General features: G+C 66.9%; 17 protein-coding genes. 10 read left to right on the forward strand and 7 right to left on the reverse strand.

Annotation, left to right across the window (positions count from 1 at the left end):
* From RTO53_RS08575 to RTO53_RS08590, 4 genes are all read left to right on the forward strand, one after another.
* On the forward strand, window positions 1–844 hold an 844-nt coding region (locus RTO53_RS08575; RefSeq protein WP_312237391.1), incomplete at its 5' end, for a TOBE domain-containing protein.
* On the forward strand, window positions 841–1,752 hold the full coding sequence (locus tag RTO53_RS08580) for an ABC transporter permease subunit (protein ID WP_312237392.1): 912 nt from the start codon (window positions 841–843) through the stop codon (window positions 1,750–1,752). The genes RTO53_RS08575 and RTO53_RS08580, both read left to right, overlap by 4 nt.
* The gene (locus tag RTO53_RS08585) at window positions 1,749–2,594 is read left to right on the forward strand and encodes an ABC transporter permease subunit (protein ID WP_312237393.1); all 846 of its coding nucleotides are present in this window, start codon (window positions 1,749–1,751) and stop codon (window positions 2,592–2,594) included. The genes RTO53_RS08580 and RTO53_RS08585 overlap by 4 nt, the downstream gene beginning before the upstream one ends.
* A 614-nt stretch (window positions 2,595–3,208) precedes the next feature.
* Window positions 3,209–4,573, forward strand: a complete 1,365-nt coding sequence (locus tag RTO53_RS08590; RefSeq protein ID WP_312237394.1) for an NAD-dependent succinate-semialdehyde dehydrogenase — start codon at window positions 3,209–3,211, stop codon at window positions 4,571–4,573.
* A gap of 204 nt (window positions 4,574–4,777) precedes the next feature.
* Here the strand turns inward: RTO53_RS08590 and RTO53_RS08595 are convergent, their stop codons facing one another.
* From RTO53_RS08595 to RTO53_RS08620, 6 genes are all read right to left on the reverse strand, one after another.
* Window positions 4,778–5,776 (reverse strand): magnesium and cobalt transport protein CorA, encoded by a 999-nt coding sequence (locus tag RTO53_RS08595; protein ID WP_312237395.1) that lies wholly within the window; start codon window positions 5,774–5,776, stop codon window positions 4,778–4,780.
* 15 nt (window positions 5,777–5,791) lie between these two features.
* On the reverse strand, window positions 5,792–7,063 hold the full coding sequence (locus RTO53_RS08600) for a DUF4105 domain-containing protein (RefSeq protein WP_312237396.1): 1,272 nt from the start codon (window positions 7,061–7,063) through the stop codon (window positions 5,792–5,794).
* 8 nt (window positions 7,064–7,071) lie between these two features.
* Entirely contained in the window at window positions 7,072–7,953 is an 882-nt protein-coding gene (locus RTO53_RS08605) for a transporter associated domain-containing protein (RefSeq protein WP_312237397.1), read from the reverse strand.
* Between the two features lie 64 nt (window positions 7,954–8,017).
* The gene (locus tag RTO53_RS08610) at window positions 8,018–8,614 is read right to left on the reverse strand and encodes a hypothetical protein (RefSeq protein WP_312237398.1); all 597 of its coding nucleotides are present in this window, start codon (window positions 8,612–8,614) and stop codon (window positions 8,018–8,020) included.
* A gap of 29 nt (window positions 8,615–8,643) precedes the next feature.
* Complete coding sequence (ybeY, locus tag RTO53_RS08615) at window positions 8,644–9,129, reverse strand: rRNA maturation RNase YbeY (protein ID WP_312237399.1); 486 nt, start codon at window positions 9,127–9,129, stop codon at window positions 8,644–8,646.
* Between the two features lie 45 nt (window positions 9,130–9,174).
* Window positions 9,175–10,158, reverse strand: a complete 984-nt coding sequence (locus RTO53_RS08620) for a PhoH family protein (RefSeq protein ID WP_312237400.1) — start codon at window positions 10,156–10,158, stop codon at window positions 9,175–9,177.
* Between the two features lie 397 nt (window positions 10,159–10,555).
* Between RTO53_RS08620 and RTO53_RS08625 the strand changes: the two genes are divergently transcribed.
* From RTO53_RS08625 to RTO53_RS08635, 3 genes are all read left to right on the forward strand, one after another.
* Window positions 10,556–11,524: an HlyD family efflux transporter periplasmic adaptor subunit gene (locus RTO53_RS08625; RefSeq protein WP_312237419.1), complete on the forward strand. Its 969-nt coding sequence runs from the start codon at window positions 10,556–10,558 to the stop codon at window positions 11,522–11,524.
* 68 nt (window positions 11,525–11,592) lie between these two features.
* Window positions 11,593–12,528, forward strand: coding sequence for an ABC transporter ATP-binding protein (locus RTO53_RS08630; protein ID WP_312237420.1), 936 nt, complete (start codon window positions 11,593–11,595; stop codon window positions 12,526–12,528).
* A complete protein-coding gene (locus RTO53_RS08635) occupies window positions 12,525–13,640 on the forward strand; it encodes an ABC transporter permease (RefSeq protein ID WP_312237401.1) in 1,116 nt (371 codons plus the stop codon). Before RTO53_RS08630 ends, RTO53_RS08635 begins: the two co-directional genes overlap by 4 nt.
* Window positions 13,641–13,721: 81 nt before the next feature.
* Here RTO53_RS08635 and miaB read toward each other — a convergent pair whose 3' ends face one another.
* Window positions 13,722–15,182: a tRNA (N6-isopentenyl adenosine(37)-C2)-methylthiotransferase MiaB gene (gene miaB, locus RTO53_RS08640; RefSeq protein WP_312237402.1), complete on the reverse strand. Its 1,461-nt coding sequence runs from the start codon at window positions 15,180–15,182 to the stop codon at window positions 13,722–13,724.
* Between the two features lie 162 nt (window positions 15,183–15,344).
* Here miaB and RTO53_RS08645 point away from each other — a divergent pair, with 162 nt between their 5' ends.
* The 3 genes from RTO53_RS08645 to RTO53_RS08655 all read left to right on the forward strand — a co-directional run bounded on the left by RTO53_RS08645 (window position 15,345) and on the right by RTO53_RS08655 (window position 18,381).
* Window positions 15,345–16,316, forward strand: coding sequence for a lytic transglycosylase domain-containing protein (locus RTO53_RS08645; RefSeq protein WP_312237403.1), 972 nt, complete (start codon window positions 15,345–15,347; stop codon window positions 16,314–16,316).
* A 182-nt stretch (window positions 16,317–16,498) separates the two neighbouring features.
* On the forward strand, window positions 16,499–17,119 hold the full coding sequence (gene petA, locus RTO53_RS08650; RefSeq protein ID WP_256776202.1) for a ubiquinol-cytochrome c reductase iron-sulfur subunit: 621 nt from the start codon (window positions 16,499–16,501) through the stop codon (window positions 17,117–17,119).
* 2 nt (window positions 17,120–17,121) lie between these two features.
* Window positions 17,122–18,381 (forward strand): cytochrome bc complex cytochrome b subunit, encoded by a 1,260-nt coding sequence (locus RTO53_RS08655; RefSeq protein ID WP_312237404.1) that lies wholly within the window; start codon window positions 17,122–17,124, stop codon window positions 18,379–18,381.
* The last annotated feature ends 8 nt before the right edge of the window (window positions 18,382–18,389 follow it).

Here is an 18,389-nt window from a genome sequence, read left to right on the forward strand (position 1 = left end):
CCAGTCCTACGCGCTGTTCCCGCACATGACGGTGGAGCAGAACATCGCCTTCGGGCTGAAGCAGGACGGCCTGGCCCGCGATGCGATCCGCACCCGCGTGGGCGAGATGCTGGAGCTGGTGCAGCTGGGCAAGCTGGCCAAGCGCAAGCCGCACCAGTTGTCCGGCGGCCAGCAGCAGCGCGTGGCGCTGGCACGGTCGCTGGCCAAGGGACCCAAGCTGCTGTTGCTGGACGAGCCGATGGGCGCGCTGGACAAGAAGCTGCGCTCGCAGATGCAGCTGGAGCTGGTCAACATCATCGAGACCTCCGGGGTGACCTGCGTGATGGTCACCCACGACCAGGAAGAGGCCATGACCATGGCCACCCGCATCGCGGTGATGGATGCCGGCTGGATCCAGCAGGTGGGCAAGCCGGACGAAATCTACGAGCAGCCGGCCAACCGTTTCGTGGCCGAGTTCATCGGGTCGGTGAACCTGTTCGACGGGGTGATCGACGAAGACCTGCCCGAGTACGTCACCGTGCGCACGCCGCTGTTCCCTGCGCCGATCTACGTGGCCCATGGCATCACCGGCTACGAAGGCCAGCCGGTGGCGTTCGCGTTGCGCCCGGAGAAGGTGATGATCGGCAAGGACGAGCCGGCCGGTGACACCAACAAGGCCCAGGGGGTGATCGAGGAGATCGCTTACTTCGGCAGCCATTCGGTCTACCACGTGCGCCTGCCGAGCGGGGCCAAGGTGCTGTCCAACTTCGCCAATTCGCAGCGCTGGGCCAGCGATGGGCTGACCTGGGGCGACCGCGTGTGGGTGTGCTGGCGCGACAACGACGGCGTGGTGCTCACCGCATGAACGCCGCCGGCTGGAAGCGTTGGCTCCCCGGTACCCGCGGCGGCGTGATCGCCGCGCCGTACCTGTGGCTGCTGCTGTTCTTCGCGGTGCCGTTCGTGATCATCCTGATGATCTCGTTCTCGCGCACGCAGGTCGGCTCGCCGCCGTACACCTGGCTGCTGGAATACGTGGATGGCGCATTCTCGCTGAAGCTCAACCTGGGCAATTACGCGGCGCTGGTGAAGGACAACCAGTACGTGCTGGCCTACCTGAGCTCGATCAAAATCGCGGTGATCGCCACGCTGCTGACGCTGCTGATCGGCTACCCGATGGCGTACGTGATTTCGCGGATGTCGCCGGCCGCGCGCAACGTGGCGATGATGCTGGTGGTGCTGCCGTCGTGGACCTCGTTCCTGATCCGGGTGTACGCCTGGATCGGGATCCTGGACCGCAACGGGCTGCTCAACCAGTTGCTGCTGAAGCTGGGGCTGATCGATGCGCCGCTGCAGATCCTGTACACGCCGACCGCCGCCTACATCGGCATTGTGTACTGCTACCTGCCGTTCATGGTGCTGCCGCTGTACGCCAACCTGGTCAAGCTGGACAACCGCCTGCTCGAAGCTGCCTATGACCTGGGCGCCCGGCCGTGGCAGGCGTTCCTGCGGATCACGCTGCCGTTGTCGCGCACCGGCATCATCGCCGGCTGCATGCTGGTGATGATTCCGGCGGTGGGCGAATTCGTGATCCCGGAGATGCTGGGCGGCCCGGACACGCTGATGATCGGGCGGGTGCTGTGGGGTGAGTTCTTCAACAACCGCGACTGGCCGACGGCCTCGGCGGTGGCGATCGTGATGCTGTTGTTGCTGCTGGTGCCGATCCTGCTGTTCAACCGGGTCCAGCAGCGTGAGCTGGAAGGGAAGCTGCTATGAGCATGGTGCGCGGCAGCCGCTGGTTGGGATGGTCGGTGCTGGGGCTGGGGTTTGCGTTCCTGTACCTGCCGATCCTGTTGCTGATGATCTACTCGTTCAACGCCTCCAAGCTGGCTACGGTGTGGTCGGGCTTTTCCACGCGCTGGTACGGGGAGCTGTTCAACAACCGGCAGATCCTGGATGCCTTGTGGATCAGCCTGGAGGTGGCCTTCTGGACGGCGTGCGCGTCGACGGTGCTGGGTACGATGGCGGCGATGGTGATGACCCGGTTCAAGCGCTTCCCGGGCAAGACGATGTTCGGTGCGTTGATCACCGCGCCGTTGGTGATGCCGGAGGTGATCCTGGGCTTTTCGCTGATGACGCTGCTGGTGGCGATGGGCGGCATTCCGGGTTTCCCGGCGCGCGGGGTGACCAGTATCTGGATCGCGCATGTGACGTTCACGCTGTCGTTCGTGACGGTGGTGGTGTCCTCGCGGCTCCAGGAGCTGGACCGTTCACTGGAAGAGGCGGCGATGGACCTGGGCGCGAGCCGGTTGAAGGTGTTCTTCCAGATCACCTTGCCGATCATCGCGCCGGCGCTGGTGGCGGGCTGGTTGTTGGCCTTTACGTTGTCGCTCGATGATGTGGTGATCGCCAGTTTCGTGGCGGGCCCGAATTCGACGACGCTGCCGATGAAGGTCTTCGCATCGGTGCGGATGGGGATCAAGCCGGAGATCAACGCGCTGGCCACGCTGATGGTACTGGCGGTGTCGATTGCGGCGGTGGTCGGTTGGTTTGTTACGGCGCGCGGTGAGAAGCGGCGTCAGCGTGACATGCAGATGGCGTTGCAGGACAAAGAGTAGTTTGGGGGCCGAGGGACGGAATCAAGAGCAGCCGGGCATGGCCCGGCTCTACCCGTTCATCGGCGCGCTGACCCCCCGGTAGAGCCGGGCCACGCCCGGCTGCACGCAATCCACGGAACCCCGGCCAACCGGTAGAGCCGGGCCATGCCCGGCTGCACGCAACCCACGGAACCCCGGCCAACCGGTAGAGCCGGGCCATGCCCGGCTGCTCTTGTCTCCCACCTCCAAAAATACGGACGGCCGGCTCTTGCTCTCATTGCGGTACCGGCCAACTGTCTGGGCACGGTGCGGGTGGGATGCCGGGACCGTCGGGCGCCATGGATGGCGCCCGCGAGCCTACATGGGTGAAGGCGCATTGCTTGCGAGGCACCGCCTCGCATGCGACTGAACGCACAGCCGCCAGCGGCTGGGCCGGGCCGCGGAGCGGGATTCACGGCGTGTCCCGGCATCCCGCCCGCACCGTGCCAACCACTCGCCAGTGAAACCTTGCTTCCCGCGAAAACCCCCAACCTGCGACCCCATGTCGCAACCAGAGCAGCCTTTCCGACCCATCCGGCAACATCCGGCTCACAGGCCGCGGCGCACAATGACCGCCTGTCTTTCGGAGCACCGCGATGACCGTTGAAATCATCAACCCCGCGACCGGCGAGGTCACCTACCGCCACGAACTGCTGGATGCCGCGCAGATCGAACAGCGCCTGGCCGCCGCCGCCAAGGCCTTCCCGTTGTGGTCGGCGCAGTCCCTGCAGGGACGGGGCGCCATCCTGCGGGGCATCGCCGCGCAGCTGCGCCAGCGCAAGGACGACATCCAGCAGGCCATGACCAGCGAAATGGGCAAGCTCAAGGCCGAAGCGCTCGCTGAAATCGAAAAGTGCGCCCAGGCGTGCGAGTTCTACGCCGACCATGCGGCCGACTACCTCAAGCCGCAGCTGATCGATACCGAAGCCCAGCGCAGCTACGTGCGCTACGAGCCCATCGGCTGCGTGTTCGCGGTCATGCCGTGGAATTTCCCCATCTGGCAGGTGTTCCGCTTCCTCGCACCGGCGTTCATGGCCGGCAACGTAGCCCTGCTCAAGCACGCCAGCAACGTCCCGCAGTGCGCCGACCTGATCCTTGCCGTCTGCCGCGATGGCGGGTTGCCCGAGGGCGTGTTCGACGTGCTGCATATCGACAACGACCAGGCCGCCGACGTCCTGCGCGACAAGCGGGTCAAGGCGGTCACGCTCACCGGCAGTGAACGTGCCGGGCGTTCGATCGCCGCCACCGCCGGCGACCAGCTCAAGAAGTGCGTCATGGAACTGGGCGGCAGCGATGCCTTCGTCGTCCTCGACGACGCCGACCTCGACAAGACCGTGGCCGCCGCCGTGAAGTCGCGCTTCGACAACAGTGGCCAGACCTGCATCGCCGCCAAGCGCTTCATCGTGGTCGATGCGATCGCCGATGCGTTCGTGGAGAAGTTTGTCGCGGCTGCCGCATCGCGCGTGTACGGCGATCCGCAGGACGAAAAGACCACCCTGGCGCCGATGGCCCGTGCCGACCTGCGCGATGAGCTGCACAAGCAGGTGCAGAGCAGCGTCGCCAAGGGCGCCAAGGTAGTGCTGGGCGGTGAGCCGGTTGCCGGCAGCCACGCCGGTTACCCGGCCACCGTGCTGGACAATGTCGGCCCCGGGATGCCGGCCTACGACGAAGAACTGTTCGGTCCGGCCGCTGCCATCGTGCGCGTGCGCGATGATGCCGATGCGTTGCGTGTGGCCAACGACACCACCTTCGGCCTGGGCGGCAGCGTCTGGAGCGGCGACGCGCAGCGGGGTGAGGCGATGGCCAAGCGCCTGGAATGCGGCGCAGCGTTCGTCAACGCCATCGTCAAGAGTGACCCGCGCCTGCCGTTCGGCGGCACCAAACGCTCCGGCTTCGGCCGCGAACTGGCCGACCATGGCATCCATGAGTTCATGAACATCAAGACCGTTTACGTGGCCTGATCGGCGCGGCCCGGCAGGGCCGTTGCAGGCGGTGATGCCGGCTGTCGGCCGGTTGTTCGACCGGTACTGCCGGCCGTTGGCCGGCTGCTCGAAATCCCACACCATTGCGCGGATCGGGCCTTGCGGGGAGCCGGCCAGCGGCCGGCACTACTGTGGATCCCGCTGCCTGGCCTGGCACCACCGGGGTGTCCAGCGCTGCTTGCCTCAGAGCCAGTGCACCCGCTTGAACAGGCGGTACAGCCCGACGCAGATTGCGCCTACGCCGATGATCATCGCCGGATAGGCCCACGGCTGGTTCAGCTCGGGCATGTGGCTGAAGTTCATGCCGTACCAGCTGGTGATCAACGTCGGGGCGGCCAGCAGCGCGGCCCATGCGCCGAGGCGCTTGACCGTCTCGCCCTGCGCCAGCGTCACCAGCGACAGGTTCACGCTCAGCGCGGTGCCCAGCATTTCGCGCAGGGTATCGATCACATCGCTGATCCGCACCGCGTGGTCGTGCACGTCGCGCAGGTACAGCTTGACCTCATCGGGCACCAGCTCGCCCTGGTAGCGTTTGATCTGCGCCAGCATGTCCTGCAGCGGGGCAACGGCCATGCGCATCTTGTTGAGCTCGCGCTTCAGCTCGTACAGGCGCACCACGGTCTGGCGCTTGTAACTGTCGGAGAAGATGTCCTTCTCCAGCAGCTCCAGCGTGTCGCGGTAGCGCTGGGTGATCGGCAGGTAGTTGTCCACCACGAAATCCAGCACCGCATACAGGCAGTACGACGGGCCCATGGTGCGCAGCAGCTCGGGCTCGCGCTCGACCCGCGCGCGCGGCGCGGCGTAGGACAGCGACGCGCCGTGGCGCACGGTGACCAGGAAGCGCGGCCCGAGGAAAGCGTGGGTTTCGCCGTACTGGATGCGCTCGTCCACCATCTGCGCGGTGGTGACCACCACGAACAGCGAGTTGCCGTACGACTCCACCTTGGGCCGCTGATGCGCGTTGCGTGCGTCTTCGATGGCCAGCGAGTGCAGGCAGAACTCTTCCTGCAGCTTCAGCAGCACGCTGTCGGCAGGCTCGTACAGGCCGACCCAGACGAAGCCGTTGCCGCTTTCGATCACATCGCTGATCGCATCCAGGCTGATGTCGTGGCGCTTGCCCTGATCATCGTAGTGGACACAGTTGATGACGCAGGGCGGATTGACGGGTGCGGTATTTTCCATGGGCGGCATCGTGCGTCAGCGACCCGTGACGGGCAAGTCACGACGCCCCAGCGCCCACGCCAGCGCCAGATGCACCGGCAGCAGCAGCACGATCCACTGCAGGTTGACCTGCGCCTGCAGGCTCAGCCAGTTCAGCACCAGGCCCAGCGCAGCCAGCAGCGCCACCGCCCACAGCACGATGCGGAACCAGGCGCGTGGTGTACGCCCGCGCAGCAGGGTCACCGCGCCCGGCAGCAGCAGCAGGCACAGCGGCGACAGCACCAGCAGGTTGCGGTTGGCCCACGCCGCCTGGTGTGCGCTGAAGCCCCACAGGTAGGTCAGCAGGGCACCGGAGATGCCACAGAACAGCCACAGCGGCAGCGCGATACCGCCCAGCACGCGCCGACGCGTGCGCAGGGCCAGTACGCCCACGGCGGCCAGCAGGCCGCAGAGCAGCCACGGCCACCAGTGGCGCGGGGATTCTTTGGGTTCCGGCGCGATGTGATGGTCGAGCAGCACGGTCTCGGCCATCACCAAGGGGCGGCCTTCGCTGTTGCGTGCCTGACGCAACGCATCGGCCAGGCGCATGGGCACGAAGGCTTCCTGCCAGCGCGACAGCGGCTGGTCGGCGAACGGCCCCAGGCCGATGTCGAAGCCCAGCCACATCCACGGCGACGGCGAGGCCAGCCGCACCGATTCGCTGCGGTAGGTGTTGCCCCGCGAGCGGCCGGACAGCTGCGAATGCAGACCGCCGCCCAGTGCCCGGTCGATCGTGTCGCGCACCATCGTGGCGCAGTTGGCGGTGTAGTAATCGTAGTGGTAACGCGCGTTCTCGGGCTTGGCGCGTTCGGCAAGCCCATCGGCGAGCGCACGCGCCTGCGCCGGCGCCAGGTCCAGCCACTGGATGCTGGCACCCCGACCGCTGTGGCGGTAATAGGACAGATCTTCGTCCAGCGGCAGCGCCACGAGGTAATACATCATCTGGCCGCGCACGAAGCGGCCGATGAAGTCCGACTCGCCCGGATCGAAGTAGCCGAAGTTGTAGGACGTGGCCGCGCCGCTGGCCGGGTCCACGACAACCAGCGCGTCGTGGCCGAAGCGTTCGAAGAAGACCTCGCCGGGCTGCATGGTGAGCACCCCGATCTGCGGAGCGACGTCGCGCTTGGCTCCGGCGGGGGCAACGGTGGACGGTGGCACGGGCACGGCGGCCTCCTGCGCCAGCGCCGCGCACGGCAGGCTGGCCAGGATCAGCATCCACGACAGGAACAACAGGCGGCACGACGGCCACCGCTTCAGCAGGGGCCGCATGGCGTTGATCAATCCTCGGTGTCGGTGTCCGCCGACAGCACGGTCACATGGAACGCCTGCACGCGGCGGGCGTCGGCGCGCGCCACCCGGAACACGAAGCGGTCCAGGCTGAGCTCGTCGCCGGTTTCGGGCAGGTGGCCGATCGCCTCGGTGACCAGGCCACCGATGGTGTCGTAGTCGTCGTCGGGGAAGTCGGCGCCGAAACGCTCGTTGAAATCCTCGATCGCGGTCAGCGCATCGACCACGTACTGGCCGTCGGCCTGGATGGCGATCTGCGCGGTGTGGTCTTCGGCCTCGTCGTGCTCGTCGTCGATCTCGCCGACGATCTGCTCCAGCACGTCCTCGATGGTGACCAGCCCGGCGACGCCGCCGTATTCGTCGACCACGATGGCCATGTGGTTGCGCGAGAGCCGGAACTCCTTGAGCAGCACGTTGAGCTTCTTGGCTTCGGGGATCAGCACCGCCGGGCGCAGCAGTTCGCGCACGTTGGCCGGACCGTGGTCGGCGACCACGCCACGGAGCAGGTCCTTGGCCAGCAGCACGCCCAGGATGTCGTCCTTGTTGTCGCCGTGCACCGGGAAGCGCGAATGGCCGGATTCGACCACCTGCTTCATCAGTTCCAGGAAGGGCGCTTCCACCGGCAGCGACACCATCTGCGACCGCGAGATCATCACGTCGCCCACGGTCAGCTCGGCGACCGAAATCGCGCCTTCCATCATGCGCAGGGTATCGGCGGCGATCAGCCCATCTTCCTGCGCGGTGTGCAGGACCGCCACCAGCTCGTCGCGGGTGTGGGGTTCGCCGGAGAAGGCAGAGGTCAGGCGTTCGAGCCAGCTGCGCTTCTTTTCATTTTGCTCCGCATTGGAGCCACTACTGTCGTCTTCAGACATCTCTGGAAAAAAGGCACCCGGCGAGCCGGGCGTTGGATTTAGTCTAGCAGGATGCGCGCCGCTGTCAGCGTCCGCCGGCGGGCACCGCATTCACGGTCCCGGCCGGGGTGGGCGAGGCCGGCGGGGCGTCCGGGGCCGGTTCCTCCTCCGGCGGCAGGTCCAGGCTGTAGGTACAGCCGGCCAGGGTCTTGCCGGGGTGGGTCTTGACCGTGGACAGGCTCAGAATCACCGATTCGATCATCGGTTCGCCGGTCGTCGGGTCGGTGACGTCGCGGCTGACCAGCTCGCGCCCAGCCATGAACTTGTCCGGGGTGTCCACGCCGTCCTCCAGCGCCAGCCGCTTGGCCATCGGGCGCGGGTCGGCCAGGTCGAGGATGGCCATGATGCTGGCCCCGGCCACGGCGATGTACTCGGTCTGCTGGTCGAAGACGGTCACCGGCGTAGCCAGGCGGAATTCACTCATGAATGGATTGGACTGCGGCAGCGGCTGCAGGCCGTTGGCGACCGCCTTGAGCGGGTCGGCCACGACCGGCGCCACCGCGTTGTACTCGGCCAGCCCCTGCCGGCATTCGATCAGGGCGGCCAGATCGAGCGGGGCGGCCAAGCCGGTGGCGGGCAGCAGGGCCAGCAGGCCCAGGCAGGCAGTCTTGAAAGCGGTCATCGAAAATCCGTGGGTCACCGGTGGGCGGCTCAGTTCTCGTTGGCGTAGGGGTCGTCGATGCCCAGTTCGGCCAGGATGTCGCGTTCCAGCTGCTCCATGGCCTCGGCTTCCTTGTCGTCCTCGTGGTCCCAGCCCAGCAGGTGCAGCACGCCATGCACGGTGAGGTGCGCATAGTGGGCGTTGAGCCGCTTGTCCTGCTCCTGGGCCTCGCGCGCGACGACCGGGGCGCAGATCACCAGGTCGCCGAGCAACGGGAATTTCACCCCCTTGGGCAGGCCTTCGGGGACCTCGGCCGGGAAGCTCAGCACGTTGGTGGCGTAATCCTTGCCCCGGTAATGCCGGTTCAGCGACTGCCCTTCCTTGGCATCGACCAGGCGGATGGCCAGGTCGGCCTCGCGGATGCGGCCCTTGAGCGCGGCGGCAACCCACTTGCGGAAGCTCACCGCCGAGGGCAGCCCGGCACGGGGCAGGGCGTAGCTGACGGCTACATCAAGGCGGACGGGGCCCTTGGTCATGGCGATACCGGTAGTTCAGATCAATCGGAAGTGGACAGTGTACGTCTACTCCGCGCCGGGTTTTACCTGCTGCAGGTCGCGGCGGTCGTACGCGCTGACGATGCGTGCCACCAGCGGGTGGCGGACCACGTCGCGGGCTTCGAAGAAGGTGAAGCTCACCCCGTCGACATCGCGCAGCACCTCGATCGCATCGCGCAGGCCGGATTTGACGTGCTTGGGCAGATCGGTCTGGGTCAGGTCACCGGTGACCACGGCGGTGGAGCCGAAGCCGAGTCGCGTGAGGAACATCTTCATCTGCTCGACGGTGGTGTTCTGCGCTTCGTCCAGGATCACGTACGCATCGTTGAGCGTGCGGCCGCGCATGTAGGCCAGCGGCGCGATCTCGATGATGTTCTTTTCCAGCAGCTTGAGCACCTTTTCCACGCCCAGCATCTCGTACAGGGCGTCATACAGCGGGCGCAGGTACGGGTCCACTTTCTGGCTCAGGTCGCCGGGCAGGAAGCCCAGCTTCTCGCCGGCTTCCACCGCCGGGCGCACCAGGATCAGCCGCTGCACGCGCGACTCGTTCAACGCGTCCACCGCACTGGCCACGGCCAGGAAGGTCTTGCCGGTACCGGCCGGGCCGATCCCGAAATTGATGTCGTGGGTGGTGATCTGGTGCAGGTACCGCGCCTGGTTGGCGCCGCGACCGCGCACCGTGCCGCGCTTGACCTTGATGGTCACGTCCTGCGCCTCGTAGGCGCCGTCGACCACGTGCTCGACGTTGGCCTGGTTCAGCCGCAGGTGGATGGCGTGGCTGTCGAAGGTGACCTCGCCGGCTTCCTCGTAGAGGGCCTCGATCAGCGTCTTTGCTTCTTCGATCACCCGCTTGGGCCCGGTCACGCGGAACACGGGGCCGCGGTTGGCGATTTCCACGCCGAGCTTGAGTTCGATCTGGCGCAGGTGCTCGTCGAACGGGCCGGCCAGGTTGGCTAGGCGTTCGTTGTCTTCCGGGACCAGGGTGAAGTCGCGTTGTGCAAGTGCCGTCATTGCGTCAGGCAGCCATCGGTCGCAGCGACCCGGCCGCAGAGTTGGGATAGGAAACACAGGGTAGCGCGCAGCCACGGTGGCCGCCAGCGAAGGCAGGGTGCTCCACAGCGTCTGTGCAAGGACGCTGCAGCAACCTGTGGATAGCCTGCGCGGACCTTAGTGCCGCAGGCGATTCAGGGTCGTGGTCAAAAAAGCGTCAAGACCCGCGCGTTCATCCACAGCGGTTGTGGGTGGATGTTGGAGAAACATGTGGATAAGCGCGATGCGGCCCGTGGCGGCAAGGGGGCGCGCGAGGTGATCATTTCATGACCAGCGCCGCGCTGAACTGACCCCCTCTTCACGGACGTGTGCGCAAGGTGACGGCGCGTCTCCTCCTGCAAAAGGGCGTTCGATGTCCATGGTCGTGCATGTGTCCCGCCGGTGGCTGCCGCTGGCTGCGATCCTGGTGCTGCTGACCGGCTGCGCCGACCGCGAGGAACCGGCCCTGGGCACGCTGGAATGGGATCGCATCAGCGTGCCGGCACCGGCGGCCGAAACCATCGTCGCCATCCAGGTGCGGGAAGGCCAGCGGGTACGCGCCGGTACCTCGCTGCTGCAGTTGGAACAGACCCGCACCGCCGCCCAGCTGCAGGCGCTGCAGGCGCAGTCGCAGCAGGCCGGAGAGGCGTTGCTGGAACTGCGCAACGGACCGCGCGTCGAGGACATCGCCCAGGCCCAGGCCAACCTCGCCGCCGCGCGTGCCGAGGCGGCCGATGCCTCGGCCTACTACACCCGTCTGCAGCCGCTGGGGCGACAACAACTGGTGGCCGCTGCCGACGTCGATCGCGCCCGCGCCGCCGCCGGCAACGCACAGGGCGTGGTGCGTGCGGCCGAACAGGCGTTGCTGGCGCTGCAGCACGGTACCCGGGTCGAGCAGGTCGCCCAAGGCGAAGCCGCATTGCAGGCCGCGCAGGCGCAGGCGGCGGTGCAGGCGGTCACCTTGAACAAGCTGGATCTGCTGGCACCGCGCGACGGTCTGGTCGATGCGCTGCCCTACAAACTGGGCGACCAGGCTCCGGTCGGTGCGCCGCTGGTGGTGATGCTGGTCGGCGACCGCCCGTATGCACGGGTTTACCTGCCGCAGGCCCTGCGACTGCGGGTCAAGGTCGGTCAGGCGGCGCAGATCCAGCTGCTCGGGCGCGACGGTACGCTGGCCGGTCGCGTACGCAGCATCCGCAGCGATCCCGGGTTCACCCCGTACTACGCGCTGAGCGGTGCCGATGCCGCACGCCTGAGCTGGCTGGCCGAGATCGAACTGAGCGCGGACAACGATGCCGCGCGCATGGCCGACCTGCCGGCGGGCGTACCGCTGCAGGTTACGTTTTGACTCCGGTGATGTCGGCCGACGACGCTGCAGGCGATGCCGCCGCGCCGGCCGGCGAGGGCCCGCTGGCGATCCGCGCCCGCGGCCTGAGCAAACGCTTCGGCGATCTGGTCGCGGTGGACCACGTGGACCTGAGCGTGCCGCGCGCGAGTGTCTATGGCTTCCTCGGCCCGAACGGTTCGGGCAAATCCACCACCATCCGCATGTTGTGCGGCCTGCTCACCCCGAGCGAGGGCGACATCGATGTGCTCGGCCTGCGCATACCCGAGCAGGCCGAGGCGTTGCGCCGCCGCATCGGTTACATGACCCAGCGCTTTTCGTTGTTCGACGACCTGAGCGTGCGCGAGAACCTGGAGTTCCTCGCCGCCGTGCAGGACATTCCGCGTGCTGCCGCCCGGCAGCGCATCGATGAGCTGGTCGAGCAATACCATTTCCAGGATCGCCAGAAGCAATTGGCCGGCACCATGAGCGGCGGCCAGAAGCAGCGCCTGGCGCTGGCCGGTGCGGTGATCCAGAAGCCGGAACTGTTGTTCCTGGATGAACCGACCAGCGCGGTCGACCCCGAGTCACGCCGCGATTTCTGGGAAAAACTCTTCGACCTGGCCGACGCCGGCACCACTTTGCTGGTGTCCACCCACTACATGGACGAGGCCGAGCGCTGCCACCGGCTGGTCATCCTCGACCGTGGCGTGCTCGTCGCCGATGGCAGCCCTGCCGAGCTCACCGCCGCGCTGCACGGCCGAACCCTGGAGGTGACCGCGCAGCAGCCGCGGCAGGCGCAGCGCCTGCTTGCCGGCCTGCCTGGGGTGCTCAGCGTGGCGCAGATCGGCAACACCCTGCGCGTACTGCTGGCGCACGAAGGCGAGGGCGAGGGAGGCATCCGCGAGGCGCTGCGCAGCAGCGGTCAGAGCGCGGAGGTGACTGCGGCCGTGGCCAACCTGGAGGACGTGTTCGTCTCCTCTACCCGCGGGCGCGAGGACGGCGCGCCACCGGAACCGCCGCGATGAGCCTGCGCCGGCTGTGGGCGATCGTGCTCAAGGAGCTGCGGCAGATGCGCCGCGACCGCATCACCCTGGCCATGATCGTCGGCATTCCGGTGATGCAGCTGGTGCTGTTCGGCTATGCGATCAACCTCAACCTGCGCCACCTGGAGACCGGCATCGCCGACCAGGCCAACAGCGCGGCGTCGCGCGCGCTGTTGATGGACATGGTCGCCACCGGGGTGATCACCCCGACACTGCGCGTGGACACGCCCGACTCGCTGATGCACGCGCTGCGCGAGGGGCGGATCAGCGTCGGCGTGGTGATCCCGCCGGACTTCGAACGGCGCCGCTTCGAAGGTCGTGAAGCGGTGCAGGTGCTGGTCGACGGCAGCGACACCGTGGTGCAGAGCGCGGCGGTGCAGCTGGCCCAGGTGCCGCTGCAGAGCCAGCCGCAACGCAACGACCGGCCGCTGCGCCCGGGCGCGGTCGCCAGTGCCGGACAGATCAGCGTGGTGGCCTTCTACAACCCGCAGCGGCGCTCGGCGATCAACATCGTGCCGGGGCTGATCGGCATCATCCTGACCATGACCATGGTGATGTTCACCGCCGTGGCGATCGTGCGCGAACGTGAGCGCGGCAACATGGAGCTGCTGATCGCCACGCCGCTGACGCGCAGCGAGCTGATGATCGGCAAGGTGCTGCCGTACGCGGTGATCGGCCTGATCCAGACCACGTTGGTGCTGCTGCTGGGCATGTGGCTGTTCGACGTGCCGGTGCGCGGCAGCGTGCTGGATGTCTACCTGGTGGCGATGCTGCTGATCACCGCCAACCTGTCGCTGGGCCTGCTGATCTCGACCAAAGCGCAGTCGCAGTTCCAGGCCATGCAGATGACGATGTTCGTGTTTCTACCGTCGATCCTGCTGTCCGGTTTCATGTTCCCGTTCGCCGGCATGCCAAGGCCGGTGCAGTGGCTGGCCGAGGTGCTGCCGCTGACCCATTTCCTGCGCCTGGTGCGCGGCATCATGCTGCGCGGCGCGCGCTGGTGGGAACTGTGGCCCGAGGTGCTGGCGCTGCTGGCCTTCATCGCGGTGATGATGACCCTGGCCATCCTGCGTTTCCGCAAGCGCCTGGATTGAGCGGCGACGGCGCAGGAGGGGGCGTCGATGTCCCTCCTGCGTTCGATGCCCGCATCGTGCCGGCCGCTGGCCGGCACGCCTTCAGGCCGTCACCATCCGCGCGCGCAGCGAATTGCTGTACGCCTCGGTGATCACCACATCGACGAACTGCCCGATCAGGCGCGGATGCCCGGGGAAATTCACCGAGCGCATGTTCTCGCTCTTGCCGGTCAACTCGTTCGGGTCGCGCCGCGATGGTCCTTCCACCAGCACGGTCTGCACGGTGCCGACCATCCTGGCCGAGATCGCCGCGGCCTGTTCGTTGATCCGTGCCTGCAGGCGCGACAGCCGCGCATGCTTTTCGGCATCGCTGATCGTGTCTTCCAGATCGGCCGCCGGCGTGCCCGGGCGACGCGAATAGATGAAGGAGAAACTATGGTCGAAACCGATGTCCTCGATCAGCTTCATGGTCTTCTCGAAGTCCGCCTCGGTCTCGCCGGGGAACCCGACGATAAAGTCCGAGCTGATCGAGATGTCCGGCCGTACCGCGCGCAGCTTGCGGATCTTGGCCTTGAACTCCAGCGCCGTGTAACCGCGTTTCATCGCCGACAACACCTTGTCGCTGCCGGCCTGCACCGGCAGGTGCAGGAAGTTGGCCAGCTGCGGCACATCGCGGTAGGCATCCACCAGCGAGTCGCTGAATTCCAGCGGGTGCGAGGTGGTGAACCGGATGCGACCGACCCCGTCGATCTCGGCGATGGTGCGGATCAGCAGGCCCAGGTCGGCGAATTCACCGTCCCCATACGGGCCGCGGTAGGCATTGACGTTCTGGCCGAGCAGGTTGATCTCGCGCACGCCTTGCGCAGCCAGCTGCGCCACTTCCACCACCACGTCCTCGAAGGGACGGCTGACTTCGGTGCCGCGGGTGTAGGGCACCACGCAGAACGAGCAGTACTTCGAGCAGCCTTCCATGATCGACACGAAGGCCGAACCGCCCTCCGCACGCGGCTCGGGCAGGCGGTCGAACTTCTCGATCTCCGGGAAGCTGATGTCCACCTGCGACTTGCCCGATTCGCGGCGCTGGCGGATCAGCTCCGGCAGCCGGTGCAGGGTCTGCGGGCCGAACACCAGGTCCACGTGCGGGGCGCGCTTGATGATCGCCTCGCCTTCCTGCGAGGCGACGCAGCCGCCCACGCCGATGATCACGCCGCGGCCGTTGTTCTTCAGCGCCTTCCAGTAGCCGAGCTGGCTGAACACCTTCTCCTGCGCCTTTTCGCGGATCGAGCAGGTGTTCATCAGCAGCACGTCGGCCTCGGCCGGGTCGTCGGTCAGCTCCAGGCCCTCGGCGGCGGCGAGCACGTCGGCCATCTTGGACGAGTCGTACTCGTTCATCTGGCAACCGTGGGTCTTGATGTACAGCTTGCCGCGCACCGGTCCGGTCACCTGCGGCCGGGAGCCGGGCAGGGCGATCAGGTCGGGGCGGGCGGCGGGCGAGTCAGGTGTGGCGGCAGGCAAGGCGGAGCCGGCCGAAGTCGGCGCGGTCGAAGCTGGCGTCCCGGTCATGGCGCTTATTCCAGTCGGGTGGGCGGGCAGGCAGCCGGTTGGCTGCGATGAGCCGCATATTGTATGCCGGAAGCGCTCCCGGGACGGGTTCAGGGCCGACCCGCCCCGGCGAGCGGCGTCAAACACTTGGCAACCACCGCCGAAGTTGGGACACTCCCGGCAATGAAGGGGATCTTGGGGATCGCTGCGCTGGCCTTGGCTGCGCTGACCGCTACGCCGGCCAGTGCGGGCACGCTGTACAAGTGCCTCGGTGCCGACGGCGTGCCCAGCTATGTCAGCAAGCGGGTTTCCGGGGCGTCCTGCAGCGTGGTCAGCAGCTACCGGCCCGACCGCAGCGCGCCGCGCCGCTACACCCCGCCGCCGGCACCGGTCGCCGCGTCGGCGCCTGCGATGGTCCCGCCAGCGACCGCCAGCGCGCCATCCAGCCCGGTCCAGGCCGATCGCGCCAACACCGCCACCGCCCTCACCGCCAGTGGCCCGGCGCAATCGGCCACGGTGCTCAGCGCGCCATCGGCGCCGGCCCCGGCCGCACGCGCCAACAAGGCCGGCCGCGTGGTCAGCGGCCAGGTCTATTCCTACATGAAGGACGGGGTGCGCCACTACACCAGTGCCCGCCCGGCGCAGTTGGCCAGCCTCGGCCCGGTGCGCACCATCCACTACACCTTCATCGAGCGCTGCTACGCGTGCGGGGCCAACCCCGGGGTCAACTTCGGCTCGGTGCGGCTCAACACCACCGCCTTCCAGAGCGAGATCACCGCCGCCGCGCGCGAGTTCGGGGTCGAGGAGGCCGTGGTCCGCGCCATCATCCACGCCGAATCCGCCTACAACCCGACCGCGCTCAGCCGCGCCGGTGCCCAGGGCCTGATGCAGCTGATGCCGCCCACCGCGCGCCGCTTCGGTGTCACCGACTCCTACGACGCCGCGCAGAACATCCGCGGCGGCGTGCAGTACCTGTCCTGGCTGCTCAAGCGCTTCAACGGCAACCTCACCCTGGCCGCCGCCGGTTACAACGCAGGCGAGGGCGCCGTCGATCGCCATGGGGGCGTACCGCCTTACAGTGAGACCCAGTACTACGTGAAGCGGGTGGCGCAGCTGGCCGAACGCTACCGTGGTGCGCAGGCCACTACCCAGTGAGCCGACGCGCCCATGGCGCTGGCCGGCCTTCATGCCGTAATGTCGTGTCGTAATGTCGTTCCGTAGTACCGCGTTGTGTGGCCGACTTCGGTTCAGCTACACTCGCGGCTGATTCAATGTGGACTGGCCCCCACCGGTCTGCTGGCAGCCTCAAGCTACCTAAATCAATATCGGAGTGCCGGATGGCCAACGATGGGGTAAACGATCCAGTCGATACTGGACGTCGACGATTCCTTTCAGCAACCACTGCGGTGGTCGGAGCGGTCGGCGTCGGATTTGCAGCAGTGCCGTTCATCAAGTCCTGGAATCCCAGCGCCCGCGCCAAGCTGGCCGGTGCTCCGGTGATTGCCGATATCAGCGCACTCCAGGAAGGCCAGCGACTGGTCATGGAATGGCGTGGACAGCCGATCTGGATCGTCAAACGCTCCAAGGCGATCCTCGACGCGCTGCACGGCCTGGATGACCGGCTCAAGGATCCCGAATCCGGGGTCAAGGACCAGCAGCCGGCCTACGTACTCAAGCAGAATCCCGAATTCCGCGCGATCAAGTCCGAGGTCTCGGTGCTGGTCGGGCTGTGCACCCACCTGGGCTGTTCGCCGGAGATGGTCGCCGAGATCCGCCCCGAGCCGTACGACCCGCAGTGGAAGGGCGGTTACTTCTGCCCCTGCCACAAGTCGCGCTTCGACATGTCCGGTCGCGTGTTCAAGGATGTCCCGGCGCCGATCAACCTGCTGGTGCCGCCGCACCATTACCAGGACGACAACACCATCATCATCGGCGTTGACCCGCAGGGGGCGGCTTGACCATGGCCAACATCCTTTCCCGCACCGCCAACGGCGTCGCCGACTGGGTCAACACGCGCGCGCCCGGCCTGATGCCGGTCTACCGCAAGCACGTGACCGAGTACTACGCGCCGAAGAATTTCAACCTCTGGTACTACTTCGGTTCGTTGGCGCTGCTGATCCTGGTCAACCAGATCGTGACCGGCATCTTCCTCACGATGCACTACAAGACCGACGCGGCCGAAGCCTTCGCCTCCGTCGAATACATCATGCGTGATGTGGAATGGGGCTGGCTGATCCGCTACATGCACTCCACCGGTGCCTCGCTGTTCTTCATCGTGGTCTACCTGCACATGTTCCGCGGGCTGCTGTATGGCAGCTACCAGAAGCCGCGCGAACTGGTGTGGATCCTCGGCATGCTGATCTACCTGGTGCTGATGGCCGAAGCCTTCATGGGCTATGTGCTGCCATGGGGACAGATGTCGTTCTGGGGCGCGAAGGTGATCATCTCGCTGTTCGGCGCCATTCCGGTGATCGGCACCGGGCTGACCGAATGGATCATGGGTGACTACCTGCCCAGCGATGCCACCCTCAACCGCTTCTTCGCCCTGCACGTGATCGCCCTGCCGCTGGTGCTGTTGCTGCTGGTGGTGCTGCATCTGGGCGCGCTGCACGAAGTCGGCTCGAACAACCCCGATGGCGTGGAGATCAAGAAGGGGCCCAAGGGCAACCGCTGGTCGGCCACCGCGCCCACCGACGGCATCCCGTTCCATCCGTACTACACGCTCAAGGACGGGGTGGGCGCCGGGTTCCTGCTGATCATCGCCGCCTTCATCATCTTCTTCGCCCCGGCGTTCGGCGGCCTGTTCCTGGAGCACGACAACTTCACCGAGGCCAATCGCCTGGTCACGCCCGAGCACATCAAGCCGGTCTGGTACTACACGCCGTACTACGCGATGTTGCGGGTGGTGCCCAACAAGCTCGGCGGCGTGCTGGTGATGTTCTCGGCCATCGCGATCCTGTTCCTGGTGCCGTGGCTGGACCGCGCACGGGTGAAGTCCTACCGTTACCGCGGCTGGCTCTCGCGTGGCCTGCTCGGCGTGTTCGCGGTGTGCTTCGTCTGGCTGGGCGTGATCGGCTCGGGCCCCGGCACCGACGCACATGAAACCTACGTGGGCCGCGTATTGACCTTCCTGTACTTCGCCTTCTTCATCACCATGCCGCTATGGACCAGGCTGGACAGGACCAAACCGGTACCGGATCGGGTGACCACGCATGACTGACCACTGGA

The organism is Stenotrophomonas sp., assembly GCF_031995405.1.
Lineage (GTDB): Bacteria > Pseudomonadota > Gammaproteobacteria > Xanthomonadales > Xanthomonadaceae > Stenotrophomonas.

Excerpts from the sequence above, each read along its gene's own strand:
- RTO53_RS08580 (WP_312237392.1), top strand. The coding sequence starts at position 841 with ATGAACGCCGCCGGCTGGAAGCGTTGGCTCCCCGGTACCCGCGGCGGC.
- RTO53_RS08585 (WP_312237393.1), top strand. The coding sequence starts at position 1,749 with ATGAGCATGGTGCGCGGCAGCCGCTGGTTGGGATGGTCGGTGCTGGGG.
- RTO53_RS08590 (WP_312237394.1), top strand. The coding sequence starts at position 3,209 with ATGACCGTTGAAATCATCAACCCCGCGACCGGCGAGGTCACCTACCGC.
- RTO53_RS08595 (WP_312237395.1), bottom strand. The coding sequence starts at position 5,776 with ATGGAAAATACCGCACCCGTCAATCCGCCCTGCGTCATCAACTGTGTC.
- RTO53_RS08600 (WP_312237396.1), bottom strand. The coding sequence starts at position 7,063 with ATGCGGCCCCTGCTGAAGCGGTGGCCGTCGTGCCGCCTGTTGTTCCTG.
- RTO53_RS08605 (WP_312237397.1), bottom strand. The coding sequence starts at position 7,953 with ATGTCTGAAGACGACAGTAGTGGCTCCAATGCGGAGCAAAATGAAAAG.
- RTO53_RS08610 (WP_312237398.1), bottom strand. The coding sequence starts at position 8,614 with ATGACCGCTTTCAAGACTGCCTGCCTGGGCCTGCTGGCCCTGCTGCCC.
- ybeY (WP_312237399.1), bottom strand. The coding sequence starts at position 9,129 with ATGACCAAGGGCCCCGTCCGCCTTGATGTAGCCGTCAGCTACGCCCTG.
- RTO53_RS08620 (WP_312237400.1), bottom strand. The coding sequence starts at position 10,158 with ATGACGGCACTTGCACAACGCGACTTCACCCTGGTCCCGGAAGACAAC.
- RTO53_RS08625 (WP_312237419.1), top strand. The coding sequence starts at position 10,556 with ATGGTCGTGCATGTGTCCCGCCGGTGGCTGCCGCTGGCTGCGATCCTG.
- RTO53_RS08635 (WP_312237401.1), top strand. The coding sequence starts at position 12,525 with ATGAGCCTGCGCCGGCTGTGGGCGATCGTGCTCAAGGAGCTGCGGCAG.
- miaB (WP_312237402.1), bottom strand. The coding sequence starts at position 15,182 with ATGACCGGGACGCCAGCTTCGACCGCGCCGACTTCGGCCGGCTCCGCC.
- RTO53_RS08645 (WP_312237403.1), top strand. The coding sequence starts at position 15,345 with ATGAAGGGGATCTTGGGGATCGCTGCGCTGGCCTTGGCTGCGCTGACC.
- petA (WP_256776202.1), top strand. The coding sequence starts at position 16,499 with ATGGCCAACGATGGGGTAAACGATCCAGTCGATACTGGACGTCGACGA.
- RTO53_RS08655 (WP_312237404.1), top strand. The coding sequence starts at position 17,122 with ATGGCCAACATCCTTTCCCGCACCGCCAACGGCGTCGCCGACTGGGTC.